Source organism: Cellvibrio sp. 25HG11W-0, assembly GCF_057815475.1.
In genome coordinates, this window is record NZ_CM174230.1 from 3,797,276 (window position 1) to 3,821,172 (window position 23,897).

Annotated in this window: 19 protein-coding genes; 1 reads left to right on the plus strand and 18 read right to left on the minus strand. The window is 49.0% G+C overall.

Features of this window, described 5'->3' with window-relative positions:
• Positions 1 to 65: 65 nt before the first annotated feature.
• From AC0KUT_RS15850 to AC0KUT_RS15880, 7 genes are all read right to left on the minus strand, one after another.
• Positions 66 to 1,289, minus strand: a complete 1,224-nt coding sequence (locus tag AC0KUT_RS15850; protein ID WP_488831365.1) for a UxaA family hydrolase — start codon at positions 1,287 to 1,289, stop codon at positions 66 to 68.
• A 76-nt stretch (positions 1,290 to 1,365) separates the two neighbouring features.
• Positions 1,366 to 1,716, minus strand: a complete 351-nt coding sequence (locus AC0KUT_RS15855; protein WP_488831366.1) for a UxaA family hydrolase — start codon at positions 1,714 to 1,716, stop codon at positions 1,366 to 1,368.
• 140 nt (positions 1,717 to 1,856) lie between these two features.
• Entirely contained in the window at positions 1,857 to 2,918 is a 1,062-nt protein-coding gene (locus AC0KUT_RS15860) for an aldo/keto reductase (protein ID WP_488831367.1), read from the minus strand.
• A gap of 581 nt (positions 2,919 to 3,499) precedes the next feature.
• The gene (locus tag AC0KUT_RS15865; protein ID WP_488831368.1) at positions 3,500 to 5,065 is read right to left on the minus strand and encodes an alpha-N-arabinofuranosidase; all 1,566 of its coding nucleotides are present in this window, start codon (positions 5,063 to 5,065) and stop codon (positions 3,500 to 3,502) included.
• 170 nt (positions 5,066 to 5,235) lie between these two features.
• On the minus strand, positions 5,236 to 7,467 hold the full coding sequence (locus AC0KUT_RS15870) for a glycoside hydrolase family 3 C-terminal domain-containing protein (RefSeq protein WP_488831369.1): 2,232 nt from the start codon (positions 7,465 to 7,467) through the stop codon (positions 5,236 to 5,238).
• Between the two features lie 287 nt (positions 7,468 to 7,754).
• Positions 7,755 to 9,104, minus strand: coding sequence for a glycosyl hydrolase (locus AC0KUT_RS15875; protein WP_488831370.1), 1,350 nt, complete (start codon positions 9,102 to 9,104; stop codon positions 7,755 to 7,757).
• Positions 9,105 to 9,234: 130 nt separating this feature from the next.
• Positions 9,235 to 9,585, minus strand: coding sequence for a pentapeptide repeat-containing protein (locus tag AC0KUT_RS15880; RefSeq protein ID WP_488831371.1), 351 nt, complete (start codon positions 9,583 to 9,585; stop codon positions 9,235 to 9,237).
• A gap of 220 nt (positions 9,586 to 9,805) precedes the next feature.
• On the opposite strand from AC0KUT_RS15880, the gene uxaC reads away from it, so the two are divergent.
• Entirely contained in the window at positions 9,806 to 11,221 is a 1,416-nt protein-coding gene (gene uxaC, locus AC0KUT_RS15885; protein ID WP_488831372.1) for a glucuronate isomerase, read from the plus strand.
• A 148-nt stretch (positions 11,222 to 11,369) separates the two neighbouring features.
• Here uxaC and AC0KUT_RS15890 read toward each other — a convergent pair whose 3' ends face one another.
• From AC0KUT_RS15890 to AC0KUT_RS15940, 11 genes are all read right to left on the minus strand, one after another.
• Positions 11,370 to 11,888, minus strand: coding sequence for a GNAT family N-acetyltransferase (locus AC0KUT_RS15890; RefSeq protein ID WP_488835765.1), 519 nt, complete (start codon positions 11,886 to 11,888; stop codon positions 11,370 to 11,372).
• Complete coding sequence (locus AC0KUT_RS15895; RefSeq protein WP_488831373.1) at positions 11,881 to 12,774, minus strand: SMP-30/gluconolactonase/LRE family protein; 894 nt, start codon at positions 12,772 to 12,774, stop codon at positions 11,881 to 11,883. The genes AC0KUT_RS15890 and AC0KUT_RS15895 overlap by 8 nt, the downstream gene beginning before the upstream one ends.
• A gap of 90 nt (positions 12,775 to 12,864) precedes the next feature.
• Positions 12,865 to 14,430, minus strand: a complete 1,566-nt coding sequence (locus AC0KUT_RS15900) for a sodium/sugar symporter (RefSeq protein WP_488831374.1) — start codon at positions 14,428 to 14,430, stop codon at positions 12,865 to 12,867.
• 235 nt (positions 14,431 to 14,665) lie between these two features.
• Entirely contained in the window at positions 14,666 to 15,451 is a 786-nt protein-coding gene (locus AC0KUT_RS15905; protein WP_488831375.1) for an SDR family NAD(P)-dependent oxidoreductase, read from the minus strand.
• Between the two features lie 51 nt (positions 15,452 to 15,502).
• Positions 15,503 to 16,261 carry a FadR/GntR family transcriptional regulator gene (locus tag AC0KUT_RS15910; protein ID WP_488831376.1) on the minus strand — a complete coding sequence of 253 codons (759 nt, stop codon included), beginning with the start codon at positions 16,259 to 16,261 and terminating at the stop codon, positions 15,503 to 15,505.
• Positions 16,262 to 16,459: 198 nt separating this feature from the next.
• Positions 16,460 to 17,179, minus strand: a complete 720-nt coding sequence (gene phoU / locus AC0KUT_RS15915; RefSeq protein ID WP_488831377.1) for a phosphate signaling complex protein PhoU — start codon at positions 17,177 to 17,179, stop codon at positions 16,460 to 16,462.
• Between the two features lie 20 nt (positions 17,180 to 17,199).
• The gene (gene pstB, locus AC0KUT_RS15920) at positions 17,200 to 17,994 is read right to left on the minus strand and encodes a phosphate ABC transporter ATP-binding protein PstB (protein ID WP_488831378.1); all 795 of its coding nucleotides are present in this window, start codon (positions 17,992 to 17,994) and stop codon (positions 17,200 to 17,202) included.
• Between the two features lie 74 nt (positions 17,995 to 18,068).
• Positions 18,069 to 19,757, minus strand: a complete 1,689-nt coding sequence (pstA, locus tag AC0KUT_RS15925) for a phosphate ABC transporter permease PstA (protein ID WP_488831379.1) — start codon at positions 19,755 to 19,757, stop codon at positions 18,069 to 18,071.
• A 58-nt stretch (positions 19,758 to 19,815) separates the two neighbouring features.
• Complete coding sequence (locus AC0KUT_RS15930; protein ID WP_488831380.1) at positions 19,816 to 22,107, minus strand: ABC transporter permease subunit; 2,292 nt, start codon at positions 22,105 to 22,107, stop codon at positions 19,816 to 19,818.
• A gap of 172 nt (positions 22,108 to 22,279) precedes the next feature.
• Entirely contained in the window at positions 22,280 to 23,248 is a 969-nt protein-coding gene (locus tag AC0KUT_RS15935) for a PstS family phosphate ABC transporter substrate-binding protein (RefSeq protein WP_488831381.1), read from the minus strand.
• A gap of 228 nt (positions 23,249 to 23,476) precedes the next feature.
• Positions 23,477 to 23,881 (minus strand): ClpXP protease specificity-enhancing factor, encoded by a 405-nt coding sequence (locus tag AC0KUT_RS15940; protein ID WP_488831382.1) that lies wholly within the window; start codon positions 23,879 to 23,881, stop codon positions 23,477 to 23,479.
• Positions 23,882 to 23,897: the final 16 nt, after the last annotated feature.

Sequence of the window (23,897 nt, forward strand, 5' to 3'; positions counted from 1 at the left end):
TATGTAAACCCTACGATTAAATAAATTGAAAAAAATATAAACACATAATTAAACTACGTAGAGTATTACGCGATCTGCCGCACGGGCAAACAACTCGGGCCAATAGGTTCAAACGCTTTATAGGTGAGAATAAATTCTTGATGGCCAAGATCTTCCGATACGCTGCGCGCACCCGCAGCAACGGCGAGAACAGATTGCATAATTTCTTCGCCTACTTGATCGAGGCTTGCTTCGCCCGCCAAAATCCGGCCCGCATTAATATCCATATCTTCAGCTAAGCGTTCATAGGTTTCTGGGTTTGCGCAGATTTTTATCACCGGCGAAATAGCCGAACCCACCACCGAGCCGCGCCCCGTGGTGAATAAAATCAGATGACAACCGCAGGCAATTAATTCGACAATTTCAGCGTTATCAGAAATATTGGGGAAGCCAAAACGCGGCTCGCCATCGGGGACAACATCGAGTAAATAGAGGCCACCTTGAGGAGGAATGTCGCCAGGTTTTAGTAAACCGCTAATCGGTGATGAGCCTGATTTAGAATAGGCGCCCATGGATTTCTCTTCGAGCGTAGTAAGTCCACCATCGGCATTGCCGGGCGCGAAGCTACCAAAACCCATGACGCGATAATAATGTTCGGCCTTGGCGACGCAGGCTTCAATTTCTGCGCCTAGTTCAGGGGTAAGCGCACGCTCCGCCATGATTGTTTCACAGCCAATTAATTCGCCCGTCTCTTCAAAAATACAGCTAGCATTTGCAGCCACGAGCGCATCAAAGCAGCGCCCCACTGCGGGGTTAGCCGTAATGCCGCTGGTGCCATCGGAACCACCACATATGGTGCCCACAATTAATTCGCTCAGCGCCATGGGCGTGCGTTTTGTTTGCGCCGCTTGCGCCTGCAAACGCTGCACAGCGGCGAGGCCTTTGGCGATAGTCGACTTGGTGCCGCCCTCTTCTTGAATCACCAGCAATTCTGCTGGGCGCCCTGACTCAGTAATTTCACTGAGTAATTTTTCGCGGTTCATGCTCTCGCAGCCAAGCGAGACTAAAAGCACACCGCCCACGTTGGGGTGCGTGCTCACCGCGCGCATAACGTCATAGGCATATTGGTTGGGATAACAACCGGGAAAACCGATGAGATGCACATCCATATCATCAGTTATGTTGACGATTTTACGGGTCACATGATGCGCACACTCCACCAAGTAGGCTACCAATATGACGTTGCGAATACCTTTACGGCCATCGGCACGCAGATATCCAGACAGCGGTTGCGCTAAATACATAGACATAGATTCCATAGGTTGACCGAGGAGGCACTAAAAAATGCACTTGGCTCGCGGCTGTTTTTCAAAAGCTCTCTCGTCATTATTCTGCCGCTTGCGTCATGGGCGTTTGCGACTGACGGCTGCGAGTATGAGAGGGGAGATAGTCACTCTTCATGTTATGCATGTGAACGTGCGCGCCTTTGGTCGCAGCGACAGTCATAGAACCTATAGACGCGCCATAGCGCAGCACCTTTTCACCTTCAGCAAGCGCGTGACGAGCTAGCTTGTGGCCCACCTGAATATCAGCGCTTGCAAGTATTAGCTCGCCATCGATGGCAATACTGTCGCCTACACTTATGTGCCTAACGCATACCAACACATTGTCACTGGGGTGCAGCAGCAGCGCCGAAGGAGCGCGAGCAGGCAAATGAGGTTTAACAGTCTGCGTCATAGTGTGGTCTTTCAATCTGTCATTTTCTGACGTGGTTTTAATGGCCTAGTGCTGGCTTGGTTTTAATGGCCTAGTGCTGGCTTGGTTTTAATGGTCTAGTGATAGGTACTCGCGCTGTAAATTGCATTCAGCGATGATCCCTATGAATCGCTGCGCACGGGACAAGGTGCGGCAGAATCAATCAAACCTAAACGGTACAGTTCGATCCAAAACTCAGTGGGAATAGCCATTTCCATCAAAGCCTCGGCTTGCTGAACTTCTTGTGCGCTAGCGAAACCCGCTAGCACAGTGGCAACCTGTGGGTGCGCAGCGGGGAACTGTAAAGCAGCAGCCGCGAGCGGCACGGCGAATTGCGTACAAACCGCCTCCAAACGTGCAACTTGATACAAAATAGCGGCAGGAGCGGGCGCGTAGTTATAAAAACGTTGCCCGCGCGTACTCGCACCTGGCGCCAAAATGCCAGAATTAAATGGCCCCGCAGCGATTACCGCCACACCGCGTTCAGCACAGCGCGGTAAAAAGCTAAGATTCGCCGCTTGTTCCAGCAGGGTGTAACGCCCCGCGAGCAAGAACACATCAAAATCCCCTTGCGCCATAGCCTCTTCGCACACTTGCCATTCATTCGCGCCCAAACCTATAGCGCCCACCAAACCAGCCGCTTTTAATTCGCACATCGCCTTATAGCCACCCGCCATAAAACGATGAAACTGTTCAGGGTGTTGGGCACCATGAGTTTGGCTGCCTAAATCATGGGCGAGCAAAATATCAACTCGCGTCAACTGCAAGCGCTGTAAGCTTTCTGCGAAGGAGCGCATCACCCCGTCATAGCTGTAATCAAACACAGGCTCAAGCGCAGGCGCATCAACAAAGCCATGGCGCTCGCGCTCGCGGGAGTTAGTCGGTACCAACAAACGCCCTACTTTGGTCGACACGGTCACCGCTTCTGGCGCTATGCCCGCCGCTTTAAGAGCGGCACCGAGGCGCTGTTCACTTAAACCAAATCCATAGTGGGGCGCCGTATCGAAATAGCGAACCCCTGTAGCCAACGCAGCCGCGACTGTATCTATAGCCGCCTGATCGCTGATAGGCCGATAGAGGTTCCCCAGTGAGGCAGCGCCAAAACCCAACGCGCCTAGAGCGTTTAAATGTGAGGTTTGCCCCTTAGTAGAGATGGCTGATACACACTTAGTGTTTGAATACACCACAAGCGCCTCTTTTTATAATTAAAAATACAATTACCAATGAAATTATTCTAGCCTAAGACTTGGCAATATGGAAGGCCACTTAGAGTCATTTTGACGCAAAGCCTTTCACCCCATAAATTTCTATGGCCAAAACAAAGAATTGCGTAAAAAACGACATTGAAGATACTGCGAAACAACAACGTTTACGCTGCCTTGAATTGATGAAGTAAATACCTCGAGTTCTATCGGAGGTATTTTCGCCTCATAGCCCGAATTGAAGTTCAGATTACTAGCCTCAAGTGAACCTTACCCGCACTCCAGGCTATGTTAATCACTCGCAAAAGTTAGCCCCAGCAGATAAAAAGCCCTTTTGCAGCGTGGTGGGATCCACTAAATCGGTAAACGTGTCAATTACGCACACGGGTGATCGGCTGGAACAGAATCTTCCAGTCTGATGGAAGTAAAAAGCTTTAGTGCAAGCGACGCCGTTTAGAGTGCCTCATAACAAAATAACCGCGAACAAAGTCGCGGTTATTTTGTTAGCTCTAAAGGCTGTTTTCACTCAGCCTCTCAAGGCCGATTTTTTATGTTTGAATGTTCTACTGCAGGGCCACCACAATCACCGCCTTAGCCGGAATAGTTAACACCAACTTACCATTTTTAGCCTTAGCTTCATAAGCAGCAGGCTCGATGGCGCGGGGCTTGGCGAAGCTGTTGTGCGCATCCATCACCTCGGCCGTAAGCACCTGCCCCGAGGCAGAAGCAACACTCATTCCTGCCACATTAATAGCTAATGACTGAGCCTTATGAGGATCGGCATTCACCAAGGCCACATAAATTTTGCCATCTTTAGCGCGCGCTGCCGATGCACTGAGCGCAGCCACAGATTGATCGCCCAGCGTGTAGTTAGGCACATTGCTTAGGGTCAACGGTAAGGAGGTTGCATCTTGAAACGGCGTATACATTTTGAAAGCGTGATAGGTAGGCGTGAGGATCATTTTGTCCTTTTCGGTCATGATCATGGCCTGCAGCACATTCACCATTTGCGCGATATTAGTCATGTGCACACGGTCGGCATGCTTATGAAAAATATTGAAGTTCAGGGCCGCAACCACCGCATCGCGCAAGCTGTTTTGTTGATTCAAAAAACCAGGGTTGGTGCCAGGTGTTGAGTCATACCATGTGCCCCACTCATCAACATAAAAGCCCACTTTTTTCTCAGGATCATTTCTATCCAGCACTTTTTTGTTACTGATAATGAACTCATCCATACGCAGGGTGCGGGTCAAGGTCGACATCCACTCAGATTCGGGAAAGCCAATGGCGGCGCCTTTTACATCCCACTTACCCGTTGGCAAAGTGTAGTAATGGAAACTCACGGCATCAAACGACAGGCTCCAGTTAGGGTGAATGCTCTTGGTCAGCACATCAGTCCAGTGCGCTGGATCGCCTTCATTGGTACCACCAGCAGCAATAAATTTAGGTCGATTGTCTGCAGGGGTTTTGGCAAAAGTCGCAAAGCGGTTGTACAGGCTGGCGAAATACTCAGGAGTCATATTGCCGCCGCAGCCCCAAGCCTCATTGCCGATAGCAAAATAATTGACTCTGAAGGGTTTATCTCGGCCATTCTTACGGCGCAGCTGAGCGAGGGTAGAATTGCTCTCGGAGGTCATGTACTCCAACCACTCCGCCATTTCTTGCGGCGTGCCTGAACCCAAATTGCCGTTTATATAAGTCTCAGCACCTAACTGCTCCGCCAAGTCAAAAAATTCATGGGTACCTACGGCGTTATCTTCTTCTACACCGCCCCAATTGGTGTTTACTTTAACAGGGCGCTTTTTACCTATGCCATCGCGCCAATGGTATTCATCGGCAAAGCAGCCACCAGGCCAGCGCACCAAGGGCACCTGCAAATCTTTGAGTGCACCCACAACATCTTTACGCCAGCCACGCACATTGGGGGTTTTCGACTTAGGCCCTACCCACATTCCCTCATAGACACCCTGCCCCAGATGCTCGGCAAACTGACCATAGATATTTTTGTTGATGACCGGCCCTGGCTGGGCTGGGTCGATGCTGAGCTGAATATCGGCCCCATTAACGCTGCCGACACTGAGTGCAAACACGGCGGCGAGCGGGGTAATCATTTGACGAAAGACGGACATAGTTACTCCTTAGTTTTATTGATTATTAACGCTGTAAGGTCGAAGTGTAGCTACCCCCTTTCAATTTGTCTTACAAATTAACGTGAATTTACGTTTATCCAACGCGCGCGGTTTAAAACGAAAAAGCCCCCGGATACTGGCGTATACGGGGGCTTTTTGAAAAGTTACAACTATTTGCCGTTTACATCGAGAGTTCGCTTAGGCAGGCGAACCTTAACACTCGCTTGCGGTTCCGCCGCTGATGTCGCCAGTATCACCTGATAATCGCCCTTGCTGATCTGCCAGGTTTTGCTCTTGCTTTGGTACATCCCCAAGAGCCGTGAATCTACGTCCAGCGAGAGGGTTTTACTCTCGCCCGGTTTAAGCTCGACTTTTTGGAAGGCCCCCAAACGCTTAGGTGCTTCCCACTTAGCAGCAACTGGCGCTATGTAGATTTGAGCAACATCTTTACCGGCCACTGCGCCGGTATTTTTAATGCTAAAGCTGACACTCAGCTGACCATTTTTGACCTGAGTTTTTAAATCGCTATAGGCGAAGTCGGTATAGGACAAGCCATGTCCAAACGCAAATAGCGGCTTGTGGCCCTTAAGCTCATACCACTTGTAGCCTATAGCGGCACCCTCAAAGTAATCCACATCAAAGCGCTTGTCTTTCACCTCTGGGTAACCGTCCAACACTGGGCGAGGAAACTGCGCCACAGCAGCGGGGAAAGTGATGGGCAAATGGCCCGAGGGGTTAACCTCGCCAAACAATACCCGCGCCATAGCCTCACCGCCGCGCGTACCTGGGTACCAAGCCTCCAAAACCGCACCCACATTTTCTAACCAAGGCATAAACACCGCGCCACCCGTTTGCAGCACAACCACGGTTTTAGCATTGGCTTTGGCCACGGCAGCGATGAGCGCATCTTGATTGTCAGGTAACGAGAGATCTGGCACATCTATAGATTCGCCCGTCCACTGATTAGCAAATACCAACACTATATCGCTCTCGGCCGCCAGCTTGGCTGCAGCAGCCACATCGGCGCCAGAATTGAAGGTGACCTGAGCCTTAGGCAACCGCGCTTTAATTGCCTTCAAGGGTGAGGAGGGGTAAAAAACCATAGGGCCGGGGAATACGGCCGGGCCAAGATTTTCCAGCGCCATGCCGCCCACAGGGTAAACCTGTGAAGACCCGCCGCCAGAGAGCACACCCACATCTGCATGACCACCGATGATGGCAACTTTCTTCATATCAGCGTTCAGCGGCAGCAATTTATTCGCATTTTTCAACAACACTATGCCTGCTTCAGCATCGCTTTGCGTGACCTTGGCATGGGCGGCAAAATCAATTTTATCGCTCGGCGCACCTACAGGGTTGTCAATCACACCTTGGGCGAACATGGGCTGCAGCACACGGTGCGCCATATCATCCATACGTGCTTGGGTAACCCAACCATTCATGACGGCTTCTTTGAGCGGCTCTCTAAAATAGGCGGCTTGATCAAAAGGGAAGCCCGATTGCTGGTCCAAGCCATTGTTGGCGGCAGGCACCGTTGAGTGAGTTGCACCCCAATCAGACATGACAAAACCTTTAAAACCCCAGTCATTTTTCAGCACTTCGTTGAGCAGGTAAGCACTTTCGCAGGCATAGACGCTATTCACGCGATTGTAGCCGCACATCACCGAACCGGGTTTGCCCTGTTCAAATGCAATTTGCAATGCAAGTAACTCCGACATACGCGCACCCGCATCATCCACCTTCGCATTGAGCACAAAGCGCCCAGTCTCTTGGTTGTTAAACGCAAAGTGCTTCAAGGTTGAAATAATATGCTGCGATTGAATGCCGCGGATTTGTGCACCGACTAAGGTACCCGCCAAGAGCGGATCTTCGCCGCCGTATTCAAAGTTACGGCCGTTGCGCGGCTCGCGCACGAGGTTCACACCACCCGCTAACATCACGTTAAAACCTGAGGTGCGTGCCTCGGAACCAATCATAGCGCCCCCCTCAAAGCCTATTTGCGGGTCCCAGGTTGCTGCCGTATTCATGCCAGAAGGCAATGCCGTGCGCTCGCGCACCTGCGGCCCCGCTTGCGACGCAACACCAACACCCGCATCTGTTTGGTACATATTGGGAATACCTAAGCGCGGCACACCAAATACAAAACCCGCCGATTGATGCAAAGATTCAGGTGGGCGAGTTACGCCCTTCCAGGGAGAATCCGTTCCGAAATAGCCAAATACCAAGGTCAGTTTTTCATCCAGCGTCATTTCTTTAAGCACGAGACTGGCGCGCTCATCGGCGCTCAATGCCTTATTCATCCAAGGCTGTGCGGTTGTAGTCGTTTGCGCCAAACTGAGTGGGGCAATGGTACCCGCCAGCATTGCTATTAGCAGCAGGCGTAGGCTGTAGGTTAGTTTCATGTGTTGACCTCTTGAAATATTTTATTCAATTGCTTGAATACGCTGTCGTTTATAAGGGTGATGTCTGTGCTATCACTTTTTATTTTTCTCGCTTAACCATAGCAGCACTCGCTGCAATTGCCGCTAGCTAGTCGCTATTAATATTCAGCCAGCCAAGTGAGCGGAGAATCATAGCGTCTAGCACCACACCTGAAAGTAACTTAACGCTCTTTTACCCTCAAATAAAAACGGCCTTCAAAAGAAGGCCGTTTTTCACTCAATGCGTTGACGCATTACTCTTAGAGCAACTACTTAACGAGCGTATCCAAACTATACACACCGCGAATATCGCGATTAAAGGCGGTCATGTCATCTAAGTAGAACGCAATAAAATCATCGAGGGTGCCATTATCTTTGTTTTCCTGACGATTAGTTGGTACCCAATAGTGAGGAACTTGAGTGCCATTTGGACCGGGAACACCCTCAGGTGCATTGCGCCAGGTGAGCAAAAACGAAATACTGCGTGCGTCTGCATCTGCTTTTAAACCTGCAATCAACTTGCGATACCAATGGCTATCAAATTTACCTGCTTCAATTTGCGGCGCTTGAATACCTATCTCCGAAATCACCGGCACCTTGCCGCGCGCTTCCGCCATACGCGCCACTAAGGCCGCATTGGCTACCACATTGGCAAACCACTCTTGATTGGCTTCTACTGGGCCGTAAGCATCAAAACCCAACACATCGACCCACGCATCACCAGGGTAGCGCTCTAGGTAATTTTCTTCCGTAGCATCGGCAAACGCATTAGGAGAGTAGGCATAGAGGAAGTTGTGCACACCCTTAGTGTCACGCAAATATTCAACGGTGTACTGATAGAGCTTTTTGTATTGCTCAGGGGTGGATTGCTCTGCTCCCCACCAGAACCAACTACCGGTATTTTCGTGCAATATGCGAAAAATCACCGGAATTGCAGTGCCTTTTTCATCGCGTAAATCATTAGCCCAAGCCGCTAGCTGATCCAAATAGCCGTTATAAACACTGTTGAATGCACCACCAGGCAAAGCATCCACCACCGCAGGGGTTTTATCCCAAGAAGTGCCAGTGGGCCAGTCACCTTTGTGACCATCCGTTTTAGGGTTATCGAAATGAGAACTAATAGTAATGATGCCGCCGCGCGCATAGGCTTTACGCACTTGCGCCACTACATCGCCCTCTTGTGCAGGCGCCACTATGGAGAGTGTATCCCAACCATAAACAGCGGCAAAATCACCCACTGCATTATAGGTATCCGACTGAGTGCCGTCAGTAGCGGTAATGGTTAGGCCTTGGGTAGTTTCATGCTGATGGCCAAACATAATCGATTGTTTGCGCTGCTCGCGCATAAAAGCAAAAAGTGAACGAGTCTCTTGAGTCGCCGCTTTATCAACGGGGCTGATTTCGAAGGCTGCAGTCTGTACTACCGTATTGGGGCGCTCAACAGTGGTAGGAAAAGCTGCGGGCACATTCTTCGCACTGGGTTCAGAAGATGTTGTGATGCTCTCTTCCGACGGGCTGCAAGCGGCCAACCCCAACGTAAAGAAACCGAGGATACTCAGGTGCAATAAGCCCCTTATGCCTTTTGAAAGCACTGTAATTTTTGTCGTTGTAATAGTCACGAATAGACCTCTTTTCAAACAGAAATGAATTAAATCAACAAGATATTGCTATCCGTTGTGAGGAAAATAATGCTGTTGTGAATTATTAGTTTTGTTGTCCAGCACCAAACGCGCGCCAGCAAAATTATTATTACTTACGACAATAACGCACCCGAGTGCCAAAATCGAGCGATAATCGCAACTCTTCGGCGGTTAATTCTGCAGGGAAAAAGCAGCCAGAAAAATGTGCTTGGCAAAAACTGGCCCCCTCCAATTGGCACTCGCGAAAGTCGATACCGCGCAAATCGGTACCGCGAAAGTAAGCATCACGTAGATCTAAACCCTTGGCATCGAGTTCCCGTAAATCCAACCCGCGAAAGTCGCCGCCGCGTAATTGGCCCTCCAGCAGTTCACCGCGCGCCTTGCGTTGATTGAACTCAGCAATTTTTTCCGCACGCAACAAATCGAACAAAGGGTTGTGATGCACTATGGGTTTAGTCATGACGCTATCTCCAGCAAAGAGGAAATGAATAAGCTTCACTATAGTTCACATGGGCTATTTTGCTTAAGGTCCACGCAGCACAAAAACTAAACTACCGATTCACAAGTGCTCGATTTCTCTGGGGCACACCGCCATCGGGATTTGGTGATTACTCCATCACTCGCTACACTGGCACCTATTTACAGGTCGACTTGTCGACAACACACTCAGGGCAACCCACATGCATTTCATACACGACGATTTTCTGCTCGACACACCCGCAGCACGCATTCTCTTCCACGATTATGCCAAAGACTTGCCGATTATCGACTACCACTGCCACCTGCCACCAGAACAAGTAGCGAACAACGTTCAGTTCGAAAACCTTACCCAAGTGTGGCTTGCAGGCGATCACTACAAGTGGCGCGCCATGCGTACCAATGGTATTAAAGAAGAATTTATCACCGGCACTGCGACCAGCGACTGGGAAAAGTTCGCCCAGTGGAGCGCCACTGTACCCATGTGCCTGCGCAACCCCCTCTACCACTGGACACACCTAGAACTGCGCAAACCCTTTGGCATTAACGAGCTGCTCGACAGCAAGAGTGCCAAGCGCATTTGGGATGCCTGCAATGAACAACTGGCCACACCGGAATTTTCAGCGCGCGGCCTAATGAACCAAGCCAAGGTTAAAATGGTGGGCACCACCGATGACCCTATTCACGACTTAGCACACCACCAAAAAGTGGCCGCCGATAAAAGTTTCACCTGCGCTATGCTGCCCAGCTGGCGCCCCGACAACGCCATGGCGGTGGAAAACACCGAGCGCTACAACCGCTATATGGACAAGCTCGCCAAAGCGGCAAACGTTGATATCACCCACTTTGAAGACCTATTGCAAGCACTGCAAATACGTCACGCTTACTTCCACGCCAATGGCTGTCGTTTATCTGACCACGGCTTAGAAACAATACCCGGCGCCGATTTTACCGACGCTGAAATCAAACAAATATTTAGCCGTATTCGCGCTGGCAATGATTTGAGTCAGCTAGAGATTGAAAAATTCCAAACTGCCATGCTGTTGGAATTTGCGCGCATGGATCACGCCAAAGGTTGGGTGCAGCAATTCCACATAGGCGCGATTCGCAATAATAATCCGCGCCTGTTCCGCACTATCGGCCCAGACGCTGGCTTCGATTCTATTGGCGATCACAACTACGCCAAACCGCTCGCCAAGTTTTTAGGCCGACTGGAAGATGAAGACAAGCTCGCTAAAACCATTTTGTACAACTTGAACCCGCGCGATAACGAAATGCTCGGCACCATGATCGGCAACTTTCAAGATGGCTCCGTCGCCGGCAAAATACAGTTCGGCAGCGGTTGGTGGTTTTTGGATCAGATGGATGGCATGACGCGCCAAATAGAATCACTTAGCCAACTGGGCTTGCTCAGCCGCTTTATCGGCATGCTCACCGACAGCCGCAGCCTGCTCAGCTATTCGCGCCATGAATATTTCCGCCGCATATTGTGCGGCATGCTCGGGCGCGATATAGCAAAAGGATTGGTGCCGAACGACACGCAAATGATCGGGAAGATGATTCAAGATATTAGCTATCACAATGCGAAAAATTATTTTCCGTTTGATCTGCAAGACTAGCCCTAAACAACATAGCAACAATCAGTAAAGTTAGTGTGCGTGCGTTTTCAAAAGGCGCACGCACTGTTTTCAGCTTTGTGACACCACTTCAAATAACAGCCTATTAATCCACGGTTATTGATTGCAGCCCCGCAACACCGCTCCAGCTTTAAACCTCCAATTTTTTCTGCCAAAACAATGCATACCCCGCCTGTGGGTCTAACTCGTAAGATGCAAAGCCAAACTTTTTATACGCCTCTTGCGCAGGCTTGTTGCCCGTCAACACTTCTAAAGTGACTTTACAGCACCCTAAAGCGCGCGCCTGTAACTCTACCGCTTGCAACAACAGCTGACTTAATTGCAAACCCCGAAACGCTTGCAGCACAATTACATCGTGCACATTTAATAAGGGTTTAGCGGCAAAGCTGGAGAAGCCTTCAAAGGCATTTATTAACCCTGCTGGCTGATCATCCACATAGGCTATCCAGCTATAGGCAAAAGAGCGCCGAGCCAGTTGCGCAAGCAGCTTATCTTTTACTTCAGGGATTAAGGCTTCACCGCCGCCCATAGGGTCGCGTGCGTAGCTGTCCAGTAAAAAAATAAAATCGCGCCCATGGTGCGCATCAGCGTAATCAACACGAACAACTCGAACGTCTTGCGCTGCACCCTTCATATCCTGATTAAACACCAAACCAATTTTCCTCCAAACCTGTTGCCTGTGTCTGATAAATAAATAAATGACCCGCTTCAGGTTGCGCCTGCAATTGCTCGTTGCTCAATCCAATTCGCGCACTGGTAACAAACAATAGATCTAATTTTTCACCACCAAAAGCACAGCAAGTCGTTTGCGTAGCAGGCGTCATTACACGGCCAAGCTCACGGCCATCTGGCGCGTAGCAAACAACACGGCTGCCGCCCCATTGCGCATTCCAGATGTTGCCATCGGCATCAACGCAGGCACCATCCGGATCAACACCTTCTGAGGTTTGCAGCAAACTATATTGATTACTCAATTGCGCCGAGTCGCAATCGAAGTCATAGCGATGAAGAGTGCGTGTAGGCGAATCCGCATGATAAAGCCAGCGCCCATCAGGGCTCCAGCAAAGCGCATTGGATATCTGTAAACCGCTCAGGTGCTGCGTGACCTGCAAGTTATGATCGAGGCAGTAAAGCCCCGCGGCCTGCTCCGGACTCCGACGCTCATCCACTATAGTGCCCATCCAAAAACGGCCCTGACGATCGCAGCGGCCATCATTAGCGCGATTGCCCACAATATGCGCTTCCGGTTTCGCGATCCATTCACATTCGCCCGTATTCAAATCAAACCACGCAAAACCGGATGCCAAGGCCATCAACAAACGAGCGTCTTGTTTGGCAAAGGCAAAACAGCCGGGGCGCTCAGGCAAGCTCCACTGCTGCAAATCTTGGCTGGCAAGGTGATAGCGAAATAATCTAGCGTCGATGATATCAATCCAATAAACGGACTGATCTTTGGGGTTCCACTGTACGCCCTCACCAAGATTGTTGGCGCAGGGAATTGAAGCAATAGGTTGATAGGTAAAAACTGAAGTCATTATCATTATTCTGGTTTGTTGCCCATAGCAAAACGCCCCTTACAAGGGGCGTTTTAACGTGAGCAGGTTGCATTTACCGACCAGTATAAATCACCACCAAAGGGTATAGATAGCCACCAACACTAAGACCACACCCACCGAGGCAATATTAAAACCCTTGGTGGTCGCAAAACTGATGTCATCTAAGTGAATGGCTTTCTCTTGATCTTTGGCACCACTGAGATAGGTCACTACAACTGCCAAGACCACGCAGATAATAAACACTATTCCAACGCGATCCATAAAAGGGACTTCCGGCATGTAAATTTTCAGTAACCAAGAACAGGCAACCGATGCTATGGCTGCGGTCAGCGCTGATCCGGCGGTCGCTTTTTTCCAGAAGAATCCAAACAGGAAAATAACCACAATCCCAGGCGTAAAGAAGCCGGTGAACTCTTGAATAAATTGGAAGGCCTGCTCAGATTGACCCACTAAAGGCTTAGCCAGTAATACCGCAATGACCATGGCCGAGAAAGCCGTGATGCGCCCTACCATTACTTGCTTGTGTTCAGAGGCATTTTTATTGATCAGCTTTTTATAAATATCCATAGTGAAAATAGTAGAAACGCTGTTGCTCATAGAACTGAGCGAAGAGGCAATAGCCGCAACCAAGGCCGCAAACGCAATACCCAAAATACCATGAGGTAAAAGTTTCATCATTTCTGGGTAGGCTTGATCCGGCTTGCTCAAATCAGGTGCTAGTACCACAGCACAAATGCCAGGCAACACCACAATTACGGGTACAAATAATTTCACATAGGCTGCGAACGCCATACCCTTTTGCGCTTCTTGAAGGCTCTTGGCAGCCAATGCTCGTTGAATAATATATTGGTTAAAACCCCAGTAGCTGATGTTCATGATCCAGAGGCCGCCGATCAGTACAGAGATACCCGGCAGATCCGCATAGTGAGGGTTGTCTTTCGACAAAATCATGTCGAATTTTTCAGGTGCTTGATCCAGCAACATTGTGAATCCCTTAACCACACCGGCATCACCTGAAATTTGGTTAAGCGCGAGATAGCTGACAAACAAGCCGCCAAATACCAAGAGCACCACCTGAATAATATCGGTCATAGCCACCGCTTTTAGGCCGCCGTAAATCGAATAGGTCATGGAGAAGATGGCGAGGAAGATCATGCCGTAAAGCATATCCACACCGAGGAATTGCGAAATGGCGAGCGAACCTAAATACAATACCGCGGTAAGGTTGACGAACACATAGAGCGACAACCAGAAAATCGCCAGAATAGTGCGCACTCGACCGTCGTAGCGCGCCTCTAAAAACTGCGGCATGGTGTAGATACCCTTCGACAAAAAAATCGGCAAAAAGTACTTAGCAATAATGATCAAGGTAATCGCCGCCATCAATTCATAGGCCGCAATACCCATACCTATAACAAAACCAGAGCCCGACATGCCGATAATTTGTTCAGCAGAAATATTTGCTGCAATTAAGGATGCACCAATCGCCCACCAAGGCAGAGATTTGCTCGCAAGAAAGTAATCATTGGCATTTTTGTCGTGACCTTTTTCGTCGCGCGAAACCCAATAGGCGACAAAAAGTAAAATTACCGTGTAGGCGATTAGTACCGCAAAATCGAGTCCGTTTAAAATCATAGTGACCTCAGGATGTTGTTATCTTGTTATTGTGTATAAACACTATCAAGTTCCGTTTAAGAAACGATAATGCACTTAAAAAAATAAGCATTCATTACTAAAAATGAATGCTTATCCATGACAACTTATTGAGTAGACCAGCGGTCGATCATGTACCTAGGTCCTCATCGAAAACCCCTCCATGATAAAAAGCCTCGCACCCAATAAGCACAGAACGGGTAAAAAATTCGCCCCATTAAATCCTTCCACCATCTACCACAAACTCTTGCGCGGTAATCATTGCGGCATCATCTGCCGCTAAAAAAAGTGCAAGCTTGGCAACATCGGCAGCGGCTAAACGCTTTTTCAAACAGAGCCGTTGCATCAATTCCGCTTCAGCTTCAGGTGTTAACCAAAGCTCCAATTGTTTTTCAGTGGCAACCCAGCCGGGCAATATGGCATTGACGCGAATATTGTCCGCGCCAAAGTCAGTTGCCAAGGCTTTGGTTAAACCGAGTATGCCTGCCTTAGCGGCAATGTAACCCGCTAATTCTGGCGGTGCAAAATGCACATTCACCGAGCTGACATTAATAATAACCCCGCCGCCCAGCGCGGCCATCATTGGCTGCACCGCTTGCGCGGCAAAAAACACAGGGTGCAAATTGATCGCCATCCCCTGATGCCAATCCTGTACGGTTAATGTCCGCGTGGCAAACCGCTGATCATTTGCCGCATTGTTTATCAACACGCTTATATCACCGAGCTGCAGGTTAATCGCCGCAATACTTGCCTGCAGTGCATCTGTATCACTTATATTGCAATACGCAAACAACGGGCGCGTATAGCCCTGAGCCTCGAGCCGAGCGCACAAGCTCTCGCTGGCATCTCGGTCTATATCCACAAACGCAACCCGTGCGTTCTGTGCAGAAAATGCCTCTACCAATGCAGCGCCAATGCCCGATGCGCCACCCGTAATCAGCACCGTCTTGCCATAGAGACTCCGGTACTGCGTGTAATTATTTACTTCAGATTTGCTGACCATGATCGCCGCTCCGCAAGATTTATCCACTGAGAAATAGTTAGCCTGAACATTCTATTTTTCGGTGGAACTTGCGCCATCTTGCGCTGCGTTTTTAGCTGTGTCGCGCGCAGAGCTTAGCGAGAAATCAATCAACTCCATAACCTCAACCAGCAACACTTTTACCGCTTGATTGGCCTCGGCCTGATCACCGGCACAAATTGCATCATAAATACGTTTGTGGTCATCGTAATTCGCTGCCAACACACCCTTGAGTTGATTGGTGCTGGCGATACTGACACGCAAGGCAACCTGAATAAATTCACGCAACTGAAAAAAGAAGCGGTTATGGCTCGCCGCTAAAATTGCACAGTGAAATTCAATATCCGCGGCAAGCGGATCATCCAACCCTTGGTCAGCTTTTTTCATGCGCGCCAGGGCAACGCCTATAGCACCAATACTTGGGTTATTAACACTGTTCGCCGCTGCAAGAGTTGCAGCTTCAGGCTCAATAGCCATGCGCAGCTGAGTGAATTCGCGCAATAATTCCAGCGAAGGCCTCGCATTAAGTGTCCAACTCAGCACATCGGCATCAAACATATTCCACTGGGCACTAGGCATAACCCTAATCCCCTGCCGTGGCCGCGAGGCTATTAGCCCCTTAGCTGTGAGCATTTTTACCGCTTCGCGCGTTACGCTGCGGCTGATATTAAACTGCTCAGAAAGCTCCGCCTCTGTTGGGAAAGACTTATCAACAGCGTATTGCCCCTGCACAATTGCAGCGCCCAGTTGATGCGTTAATTGATGGGTCAGATTGCGACCTGTATCCAACATAGCCAATTACCTTATTTATATTATATATTAAACCCAGTACCAACAAGCTTTTTATTGGCATTTGCCATAAAGCCCTTGCAGCTTAAGCCACTGACCATAAAAAAACCCGCAACCAGTGAAGATTGCGGGTTATTTAACTAGAGGTATGGGCTTTAGTCACGCAAAAAAACCGTTTTGCGCGCCCAAAGCCTATAACAGCTACTCAGGTTGGTTGATATTCTCTTCTATCGCTTCGAAATCAGCATGGCGCACATCCTCGCCCTTAACCAAATAAATTGTATATTGCGCTAAATTCCGCGCGTGATCACCAATGCGCTCCAGCGCACGCAGCGACCAAATAATATTCAGCACGCGCGTAATGCTGCGCGGGTCTTCGATCATGAAGGTAACCAGCTCCCGCATAGCGGTGCTGTATTCCATATCCACAGTGCGATCTGTCTGCACCACGTTTAGCGCCATGTTCATATCCAGACGCGCAAACGCATCCAGAGCATCCTGCAGCATAGTAGATACTAAACCACCAATATGACGCACCTCGATATAGCCGCGCGGTGCTGCTCCGTCCTTGTGCAGTGCTATAGCTTGACGCGCGATCTTGCTGGCTTCATCACCTACCCGCTCAAGATCAGTAATCGCCTTGGTTACGGCGATCACTAAGCGTAAATCGCTGGCGGCTGGCTGACGACGCGCGAGGATGCGCACACACTCTTCGTCGATACGCATTTCCATCGAATTAACTTTGGTATCGCCGCGAACCACCTGCTCCGCTTTGTTGATATCAGCATCAATCAGCGATTGAATCGCATCATTTACCTGACGCTGCGCCATACCACCCATTTCTGAGAGGTGAGTGCGAATGGTATCCAGTTCAATATTGTATTGCTGGGATATGTGGTGCGTGTGACTTGTAATATCCATAACCATGATGCGCCTCCGCATTAACCGTAACGGCCAGTAATGTAGTCTTCAGTTTGTTTTTTACTGGGATTAGTGAAGAGCGTATCGGTGAGATCATGCTCAATCAAATCGCCCATGTACATAAACGCCGTGTAATCGGAAACGCGTGCGGCCTGTTGCATGTTATGCGTCACAATCACAATGGTGTACTTATCTTTTAACTCGTTAATCAACTCTTCAATTTTTAATGTCGATATAGGATCAAGTGCAGAAGCAGGCTCATCGAGCAAAATAACTTCTGGCTCAATGGCGATCGCGCGCGCAATCACCAAGCGCTGTTGCTGACCGCCAGACAAACCAAAAGCGTTGTCATGTAGGCGATCTTTCACTTCATCCCACAGCGCAGCGCCGCGCAGAGAATTTTCAACCACTTCATCTAAAACACGCTTAGAAGAAACACCCTGTAAGCGTAGACCATAGGCGACGTTTTCATAAATAGATTTTGGAAATGGATTCGGTTTTTGGAATACCATTCCCACTTGGCGACGCAATTCGGCTACATCAACTTTTTTATCATAAATATTATGACCATCGAGCAGGATTTCACCCTCAATGCGACAGGCATCCACCAAGTCGTTCATGCGGTTAAAGCAGCGTAGCAACGTCGATTTACCGCAACCTGAAGGGCCGATAAATGCAGTTACTTTTTTCTCAGGGATAATCATGTTCACACTATTGAGCGCGCGCTTTTGATCATAGTAAAGATTGAGGTTTTTTACCTCCAATTTACAAGTGCTGGCATTCAGTAGAGATTCAATCGGCGCAGTAGGTGTCATAGCTCGTGCCTGTTCAAAAAGTAAATAATAAATTTCGGTATATGTTTCATATTAATGACTAAATTATGACAAGCTTAGTCAGAAGCACCGCGATATTTCTCACGTAAATTATTGCGGATTTTAATCGCGACTATGTTGAGCAATACAATCAAAACCACTAACACTAAAGAGGTGGCATAAACCAAGGGGCGCGCCGCCTCTACGTTGGGGCTTTGAAAACCGACATCGTAAATATGAAAGCCCAAGTGCATAATTTTTTGATCCAAATGCAAGTAGGGATAGTTGCCGTCAACGGGCAGTGCCGGTGCCAACTTAACCACACCCACCAACATCAGGGGTGCAACTTCACCCGCAGCACGCGCAATCGCCAAGATTAAGCCCGTCATCATCGCAGGCGTTGCCAAAGGCACAACCACATTCCACAAGGTTTCTGATTTTGTCGCACCGAGTGCCAAGCTACCTTGACGAATAGTCGTCGGGATACGCGACAAGCCCTCTTCCGTGGAGACAATCACTATAGGCAAGGTTAATAGCGCTAAGGTGAGCGATGCCCAGAATAACCCTGGTGTACCAAAGGTTGGCGCCGGCAGCGATGCTTTAAAAAACAGCTCATCGATATTACCGCCGAGGGTGTATACAAAAAAGCCTAAACCAAACACACCGTACACAATCGAGGGAACACCGGCGAGGTTGTAAACAGATATACGAATAATCTTAAGAACTGTGCCCTGACGTGCGTATTCACGCAAATAAATTGCCGCTAGCACACCAAAAGGCGTCACCATGATCGACATGACAATCACCATGGTAATGGTGCCGAAAATTGCGGGGAAGATACCACCTTCAGTATTTGCCTCGCGCGGCTCAGCACTCATAAACTCCCAAAAGCGCGCCAAATATCCCAAGGATTTCCCCACTAAACTTAACTCATTAGGGCGAGTAATACGCACTATATGGTCAAAGGGAATTTCTATTGCGATTTCAGCAGCAGTTTTCGCCTGCAATTTGTCGCGCATAGCTTGAATAAGAATCGCATCTCGCTCTTGTTTAATGCTTGCGTATTCAGTTTCCAATGCAGCACGGCGCTGAGCTAAGTCTGCTTCTGCGTGCGCTAGATCACTGCCCGTTACACCGTCTAAATCCAATTGCTTGCGCTCAAGACGCAAACCTTCCATTGCAATATTCACACGGCCAATATCGCTTTTCTCAATATCGGTAATTTTTTCATGCAGCATGAGTGCACGTTCATTGCGCGCTTCAAGTTGCGCCCAAAAATCGGGGCTACCTAATTCACTGACAACCTTGCCGTCTTCTAAAATCGCTACTGGATAACCGTAAAAATTGCCCCACTCGCGGCGCTCAATCGAAATGGCATCCTGTGGATATTCCCAGGCATCCATACCGGTTTCAAGAAACCACGAGAAATCGCGACCATTAATATCGCGATTACCCAATTTAATAAGGTGGCGCGTTACCAGCTCTACACCGGGGGGAACTTCGTAGCCATTATCGCGCGCTATAGTGGCGGAAATGGTTTCATCGCGCACCGCTTCGCCCATGATGATATGACGCGCGCCATCGCGATCTACCACACTGGTTTGCAAAATGTCTGCAGGCCAGAAGTGACCAAAGCCTCGCACAGCAATCAGCCCGAGCAAGCCCACGACCATCACCATACAGAGCGCAACAGCACCGCCGTTTAACCAGATCCACGGCATTCCGCTTTTAAACCAAGATGCTTGTGTTTTCGTTAAGCTTTTCATTGAGTTCACTTTTGTTAAGTTCGCTTATATTGAGTTCACTTTATGGGTTTGGCCGCAATTACAGATTGCTGTAGCGCTTGCGCAAACGCTGACGAACCACTTCAGCCATGGTGTTAACCACAAAGGTAAGAGCAAGCAAAACCAGCGCCGCTAAAAACAATACCCGGAAGTGGGTACTGGCTACCGCCGTTTCTGGCAGCTCCACCGCGATGTTGGCAGAGAATGTGCGCATACCTTCAAAAATATTGAAATTAATGACGGGGCTGTTGCCCGTGGCCATCAGCACAATCATGGTTTCACCCACAGCGCGACCAAAGCCCATCATCACCGCAGAGAAAATACCTGGGCTTGCGGTCGGCAATACTACGCCCACCATGGTTTGCCAGCGCGTAGCACCGAGCGCAAGTGAGCCTTGCGTAAGATGGCGCGGCACACTAAATACTGCATCTTCGGCGATAGAGAAAATACCGGGAATAACCGCGAAGCCCATCACTATGCCCACCACCAAGGCGTTGCGTTGATCGTAGTTGATGCCGATGTCGGTAAACCACTGCAGCATACTTCCTTTAAAGAACCAGATTTCTGCATGAGCACTCAGAGATACACACACCCACACGGTAAGAATGATGGGCACCACTAGGATTGCAGCCTCCCAACCTTCGGGAATATTGTTGCGCACTTGTTGTGGAAAGCGACTCCATGCATATCCGGTCACCAGCATTATGACGGGGAGTAGAATTAAGATACTGAAGATCGCCGGCAAATGGTTTTCCATAAAGGGCGCAAGCCAAAGCCCCGCAAGGAAACCTAAAATTACCGTTGGCAAGGCCTCCATAATTTCGATGGTAGGCTTTACGATGCCGCGCAATTTTGGTGTCATGAAATAGGCGGTGTAAATCGCCCCCATAACACCTATTGGTACTGCAAAGAGCATGGCAAAAAATGCAGCCTTCAAGGTGCCAATTGAGAGCGGAACAAAGCTCATCTTGGCTTCAAAACTGTCACTACCAGAGGAGGCCTGCCAAATATATTCAGGTGCATCGCGCCCTTCGTACCAGACTTTTTGCCAGAGTGAACTGAAAGATATTTCTGGATGGCGATTCCAAACATCGGCCACTTTAATATCCTGATCGGCATCAATGATGAGCACGCGACCATTGATGGGTGAAATAGCGATTTGCTTGATCGGCTTTTCACCCAGAGACTCAAGCAAGAGCGTGCGTGCCGAGGTGCCAAAATAAACGCCGACATTGCCCTGATCATCACCCACCCAAAATCCGCGTCGCGAAAATTCTGGGGTGATAGTGGTAATAGCACCAGACAGCGCATCGAAGTCACGCACATGTACAAGGTGATAAATATTCTGTTTGTCGCGCACCAAAAACCACTGACTAACGGCGCCCTTATCAGTCCCCACAATGAGCGAACCTGTGCCCACTAAAAATTCCATACTGGTGATATTACCCGTTGCGACTGTAACGGGTTCGCGCAACTCAGGCGCAGAAGGGTTCATGATTTTGTAGAGCAACATTTGCCCTTTATCGGTCGCTACAATTAAATGTTGAGCCGATTCATCGATCAGCATATGAGTGCCCTTTACACCTTCGGGCAACTTGGGCAGCTCATAAATTTCTTTAGTTACATTGACCGTATCGGTAATAAAGTTACGACTCATGCTAAATACCGCCAGCAACATGCGGTTATCTGCGGTAATCGCGCCTATAAGTGTGCCTGCTGAGGTTTCTTGAATAGCCAGAACATCGAGCGCCGCGCCCTGCTCATCCAACTGTAATGGCTCTTCGCCGAGCGGGAATTCTAAACTCGGGATAACTTGGCGCTGATCATTGGGGTAACTTAATTCGTAGTGCGCTTTAGCAACACCCACTTGGCCATTGCTATAACCAAAGGCCACAAGGCCGTGGTCAGCAGTGCTGTTGGCGAGGCTAGCAAAATTGGCTTCTGCCGCTTTAGGCATGGCCGCACGTACCAGCGATTTGCCACTGAGTACATTAAAGAATTCGACACTGCCACTACGATTAAAACTGCCACCAATTTCTTCATAGCGATCTAGCGTTAAAAACTCACTGGTATCACTGGCGGGCTGGCCAAATTCGGCGGTGCTGATGGTTTTGGTCACATCGACAGAGGCATTGCGCAACAGCGGTGCCACCTCTGAGAAGAGATAAAAGAAGATTAAACCGAGGGAAAATACTACCGCCATACCGGCTGCGGTAATACCCCAGCGGGAACAACTATCTTTGAACATACGGATACGGCGCAAGCGAGCGCGCTGTTCTGCATTGGGCATGAGGCTGCCGCGTGTATTTATCCGAGTTACTGGTTCTGACATGGTGAGCACACCCACTTAAAGTATTGGCGCGTGAATCCTAACAACCAAAGATGACACTTTTGTTACAGGCAGATATGAAACTGACAACTTTCGTCATAAATCTGTAACACATTATCTTTCAGGTATAAAAAAGCGCCGACTAGGTCGACGCTTTTTGTAGAACTTCTAGATCTTACTGCAATTCAGCCAAAGCTTTTTTCGCCATTGCCGCAGGTAGAGGGATGTAACCATCACGCACTACTGCCTCTTGACCTTGCTTAGACAAAACCATTTTCAAGAACTCAAGTTGCAAGGCATCAGCAGGGTGGTTAGGACGCTTGTTGATGTAAACATACAACACGCGAGCTAAAGGATAAGAACCATCCAATGCATGTGATGCTTCTGCAGTGATGTAAGGGCCGCCATCTTTGTGTGATAAAGGAACTGCACGCACACCAGAGGTGATGTAACCAATACCTGAGTAGCCTATGCCGTTAATAGAGGTAGACACGCCTTGAACAACAGATGATGAACCTGGTTGCTCATTAATGGTTGCCTTGTAGTCGCCCTTACACAGAGCTTCATCTTTAAAGTAACCATAGGTGCCAGATACAGCATTACGGCTGTAAACGGTAAAGTCACGCTTGTCCCAAGCACCGGTCAAACCAACTTCACCCCAACGAGTGATGTCTTTGGCACCGCCACACTTGCGGGTAGCAGAGAAGATCGCATCAACTTGTGGCAAGCTCAAACCTTTGATTGGGTTATCCTTGTTCACATATACCGCTAACACATCGATTGCCACTGCAATAGCCGTTGGCTTGTAGCCGTGCTTAGCTTCGAACGCCTGAATTTCTTCAGCCTTCATACCGCGACTCATAGGACCGAAGTTAGCAGTACCTTCAGTTAACGCTGGTGGTGCAGTAGAAGAACCAGCACCTTGAATTTGAATATTGACGTTAGGGTAGAGCTTTTTGAAGTCTTCTGCCCAAAGGGTCATCAGGTTATTCAAGGTATCCGAACCAATTGAGTTCACATTACCTGATACGCCAGAGGCTACTTTGTAGTCTGGCAAATTTGCATCTACAGCAGCTTGCAGCGCAGTAGCACACACCATAGAACCGGCAAACACCAGTCCTTTAATTATTTTTACAGCGTTCATAGACCGCTCCAGTAAGTAAGTAAGAATCACACATCCCCGCGGGATATTGATGGAGGGTTCATCCCTTCCATGGCTGTGCAATCTACGCGTCGAATATGACAGTTATATGACCAAAACCATCCCTGTCATAAAAATGACCTAAATTCGTCACAAAAAATAACCGGAAGGTCTTTGAAGGGGCGGATATAAAAACACCCGCTGCAGCGGGTGTTTTTAGTGCGTAATGGGCTACTTAACGACGCGCAAACCAGGGCGCTTAGGTGCAACAGGCTTGATCGGTGACGGCGGGCTCGGCGGTGTGGGCGGCTTAGTATTCGTTTCCGGCTCAAACATCATACCTTGGCCATTCTCCCGCGCGTATATACCCAAAATGGCCCCACACGGCACATACAAATTGTTTACCACGCCACTAAAACGGGCATTAAACGCGACTGCATTTAAATCCATGAAAAAATCATGTACTGCCGTGGGGGCGATATTAAGAATGATTTGCCCATCTTTATTCACATGCTGCTGGGGCACTTGTGTACCTTCCACATGGGCGTCCACCAAAATATGGGGGGTACAACTGTTATCCAGCAACCATTCGTAAATGGCCTTAAGCAAATAGGGGCGACTAGACGTCATTGACATCGGAATTTCCTTGAGA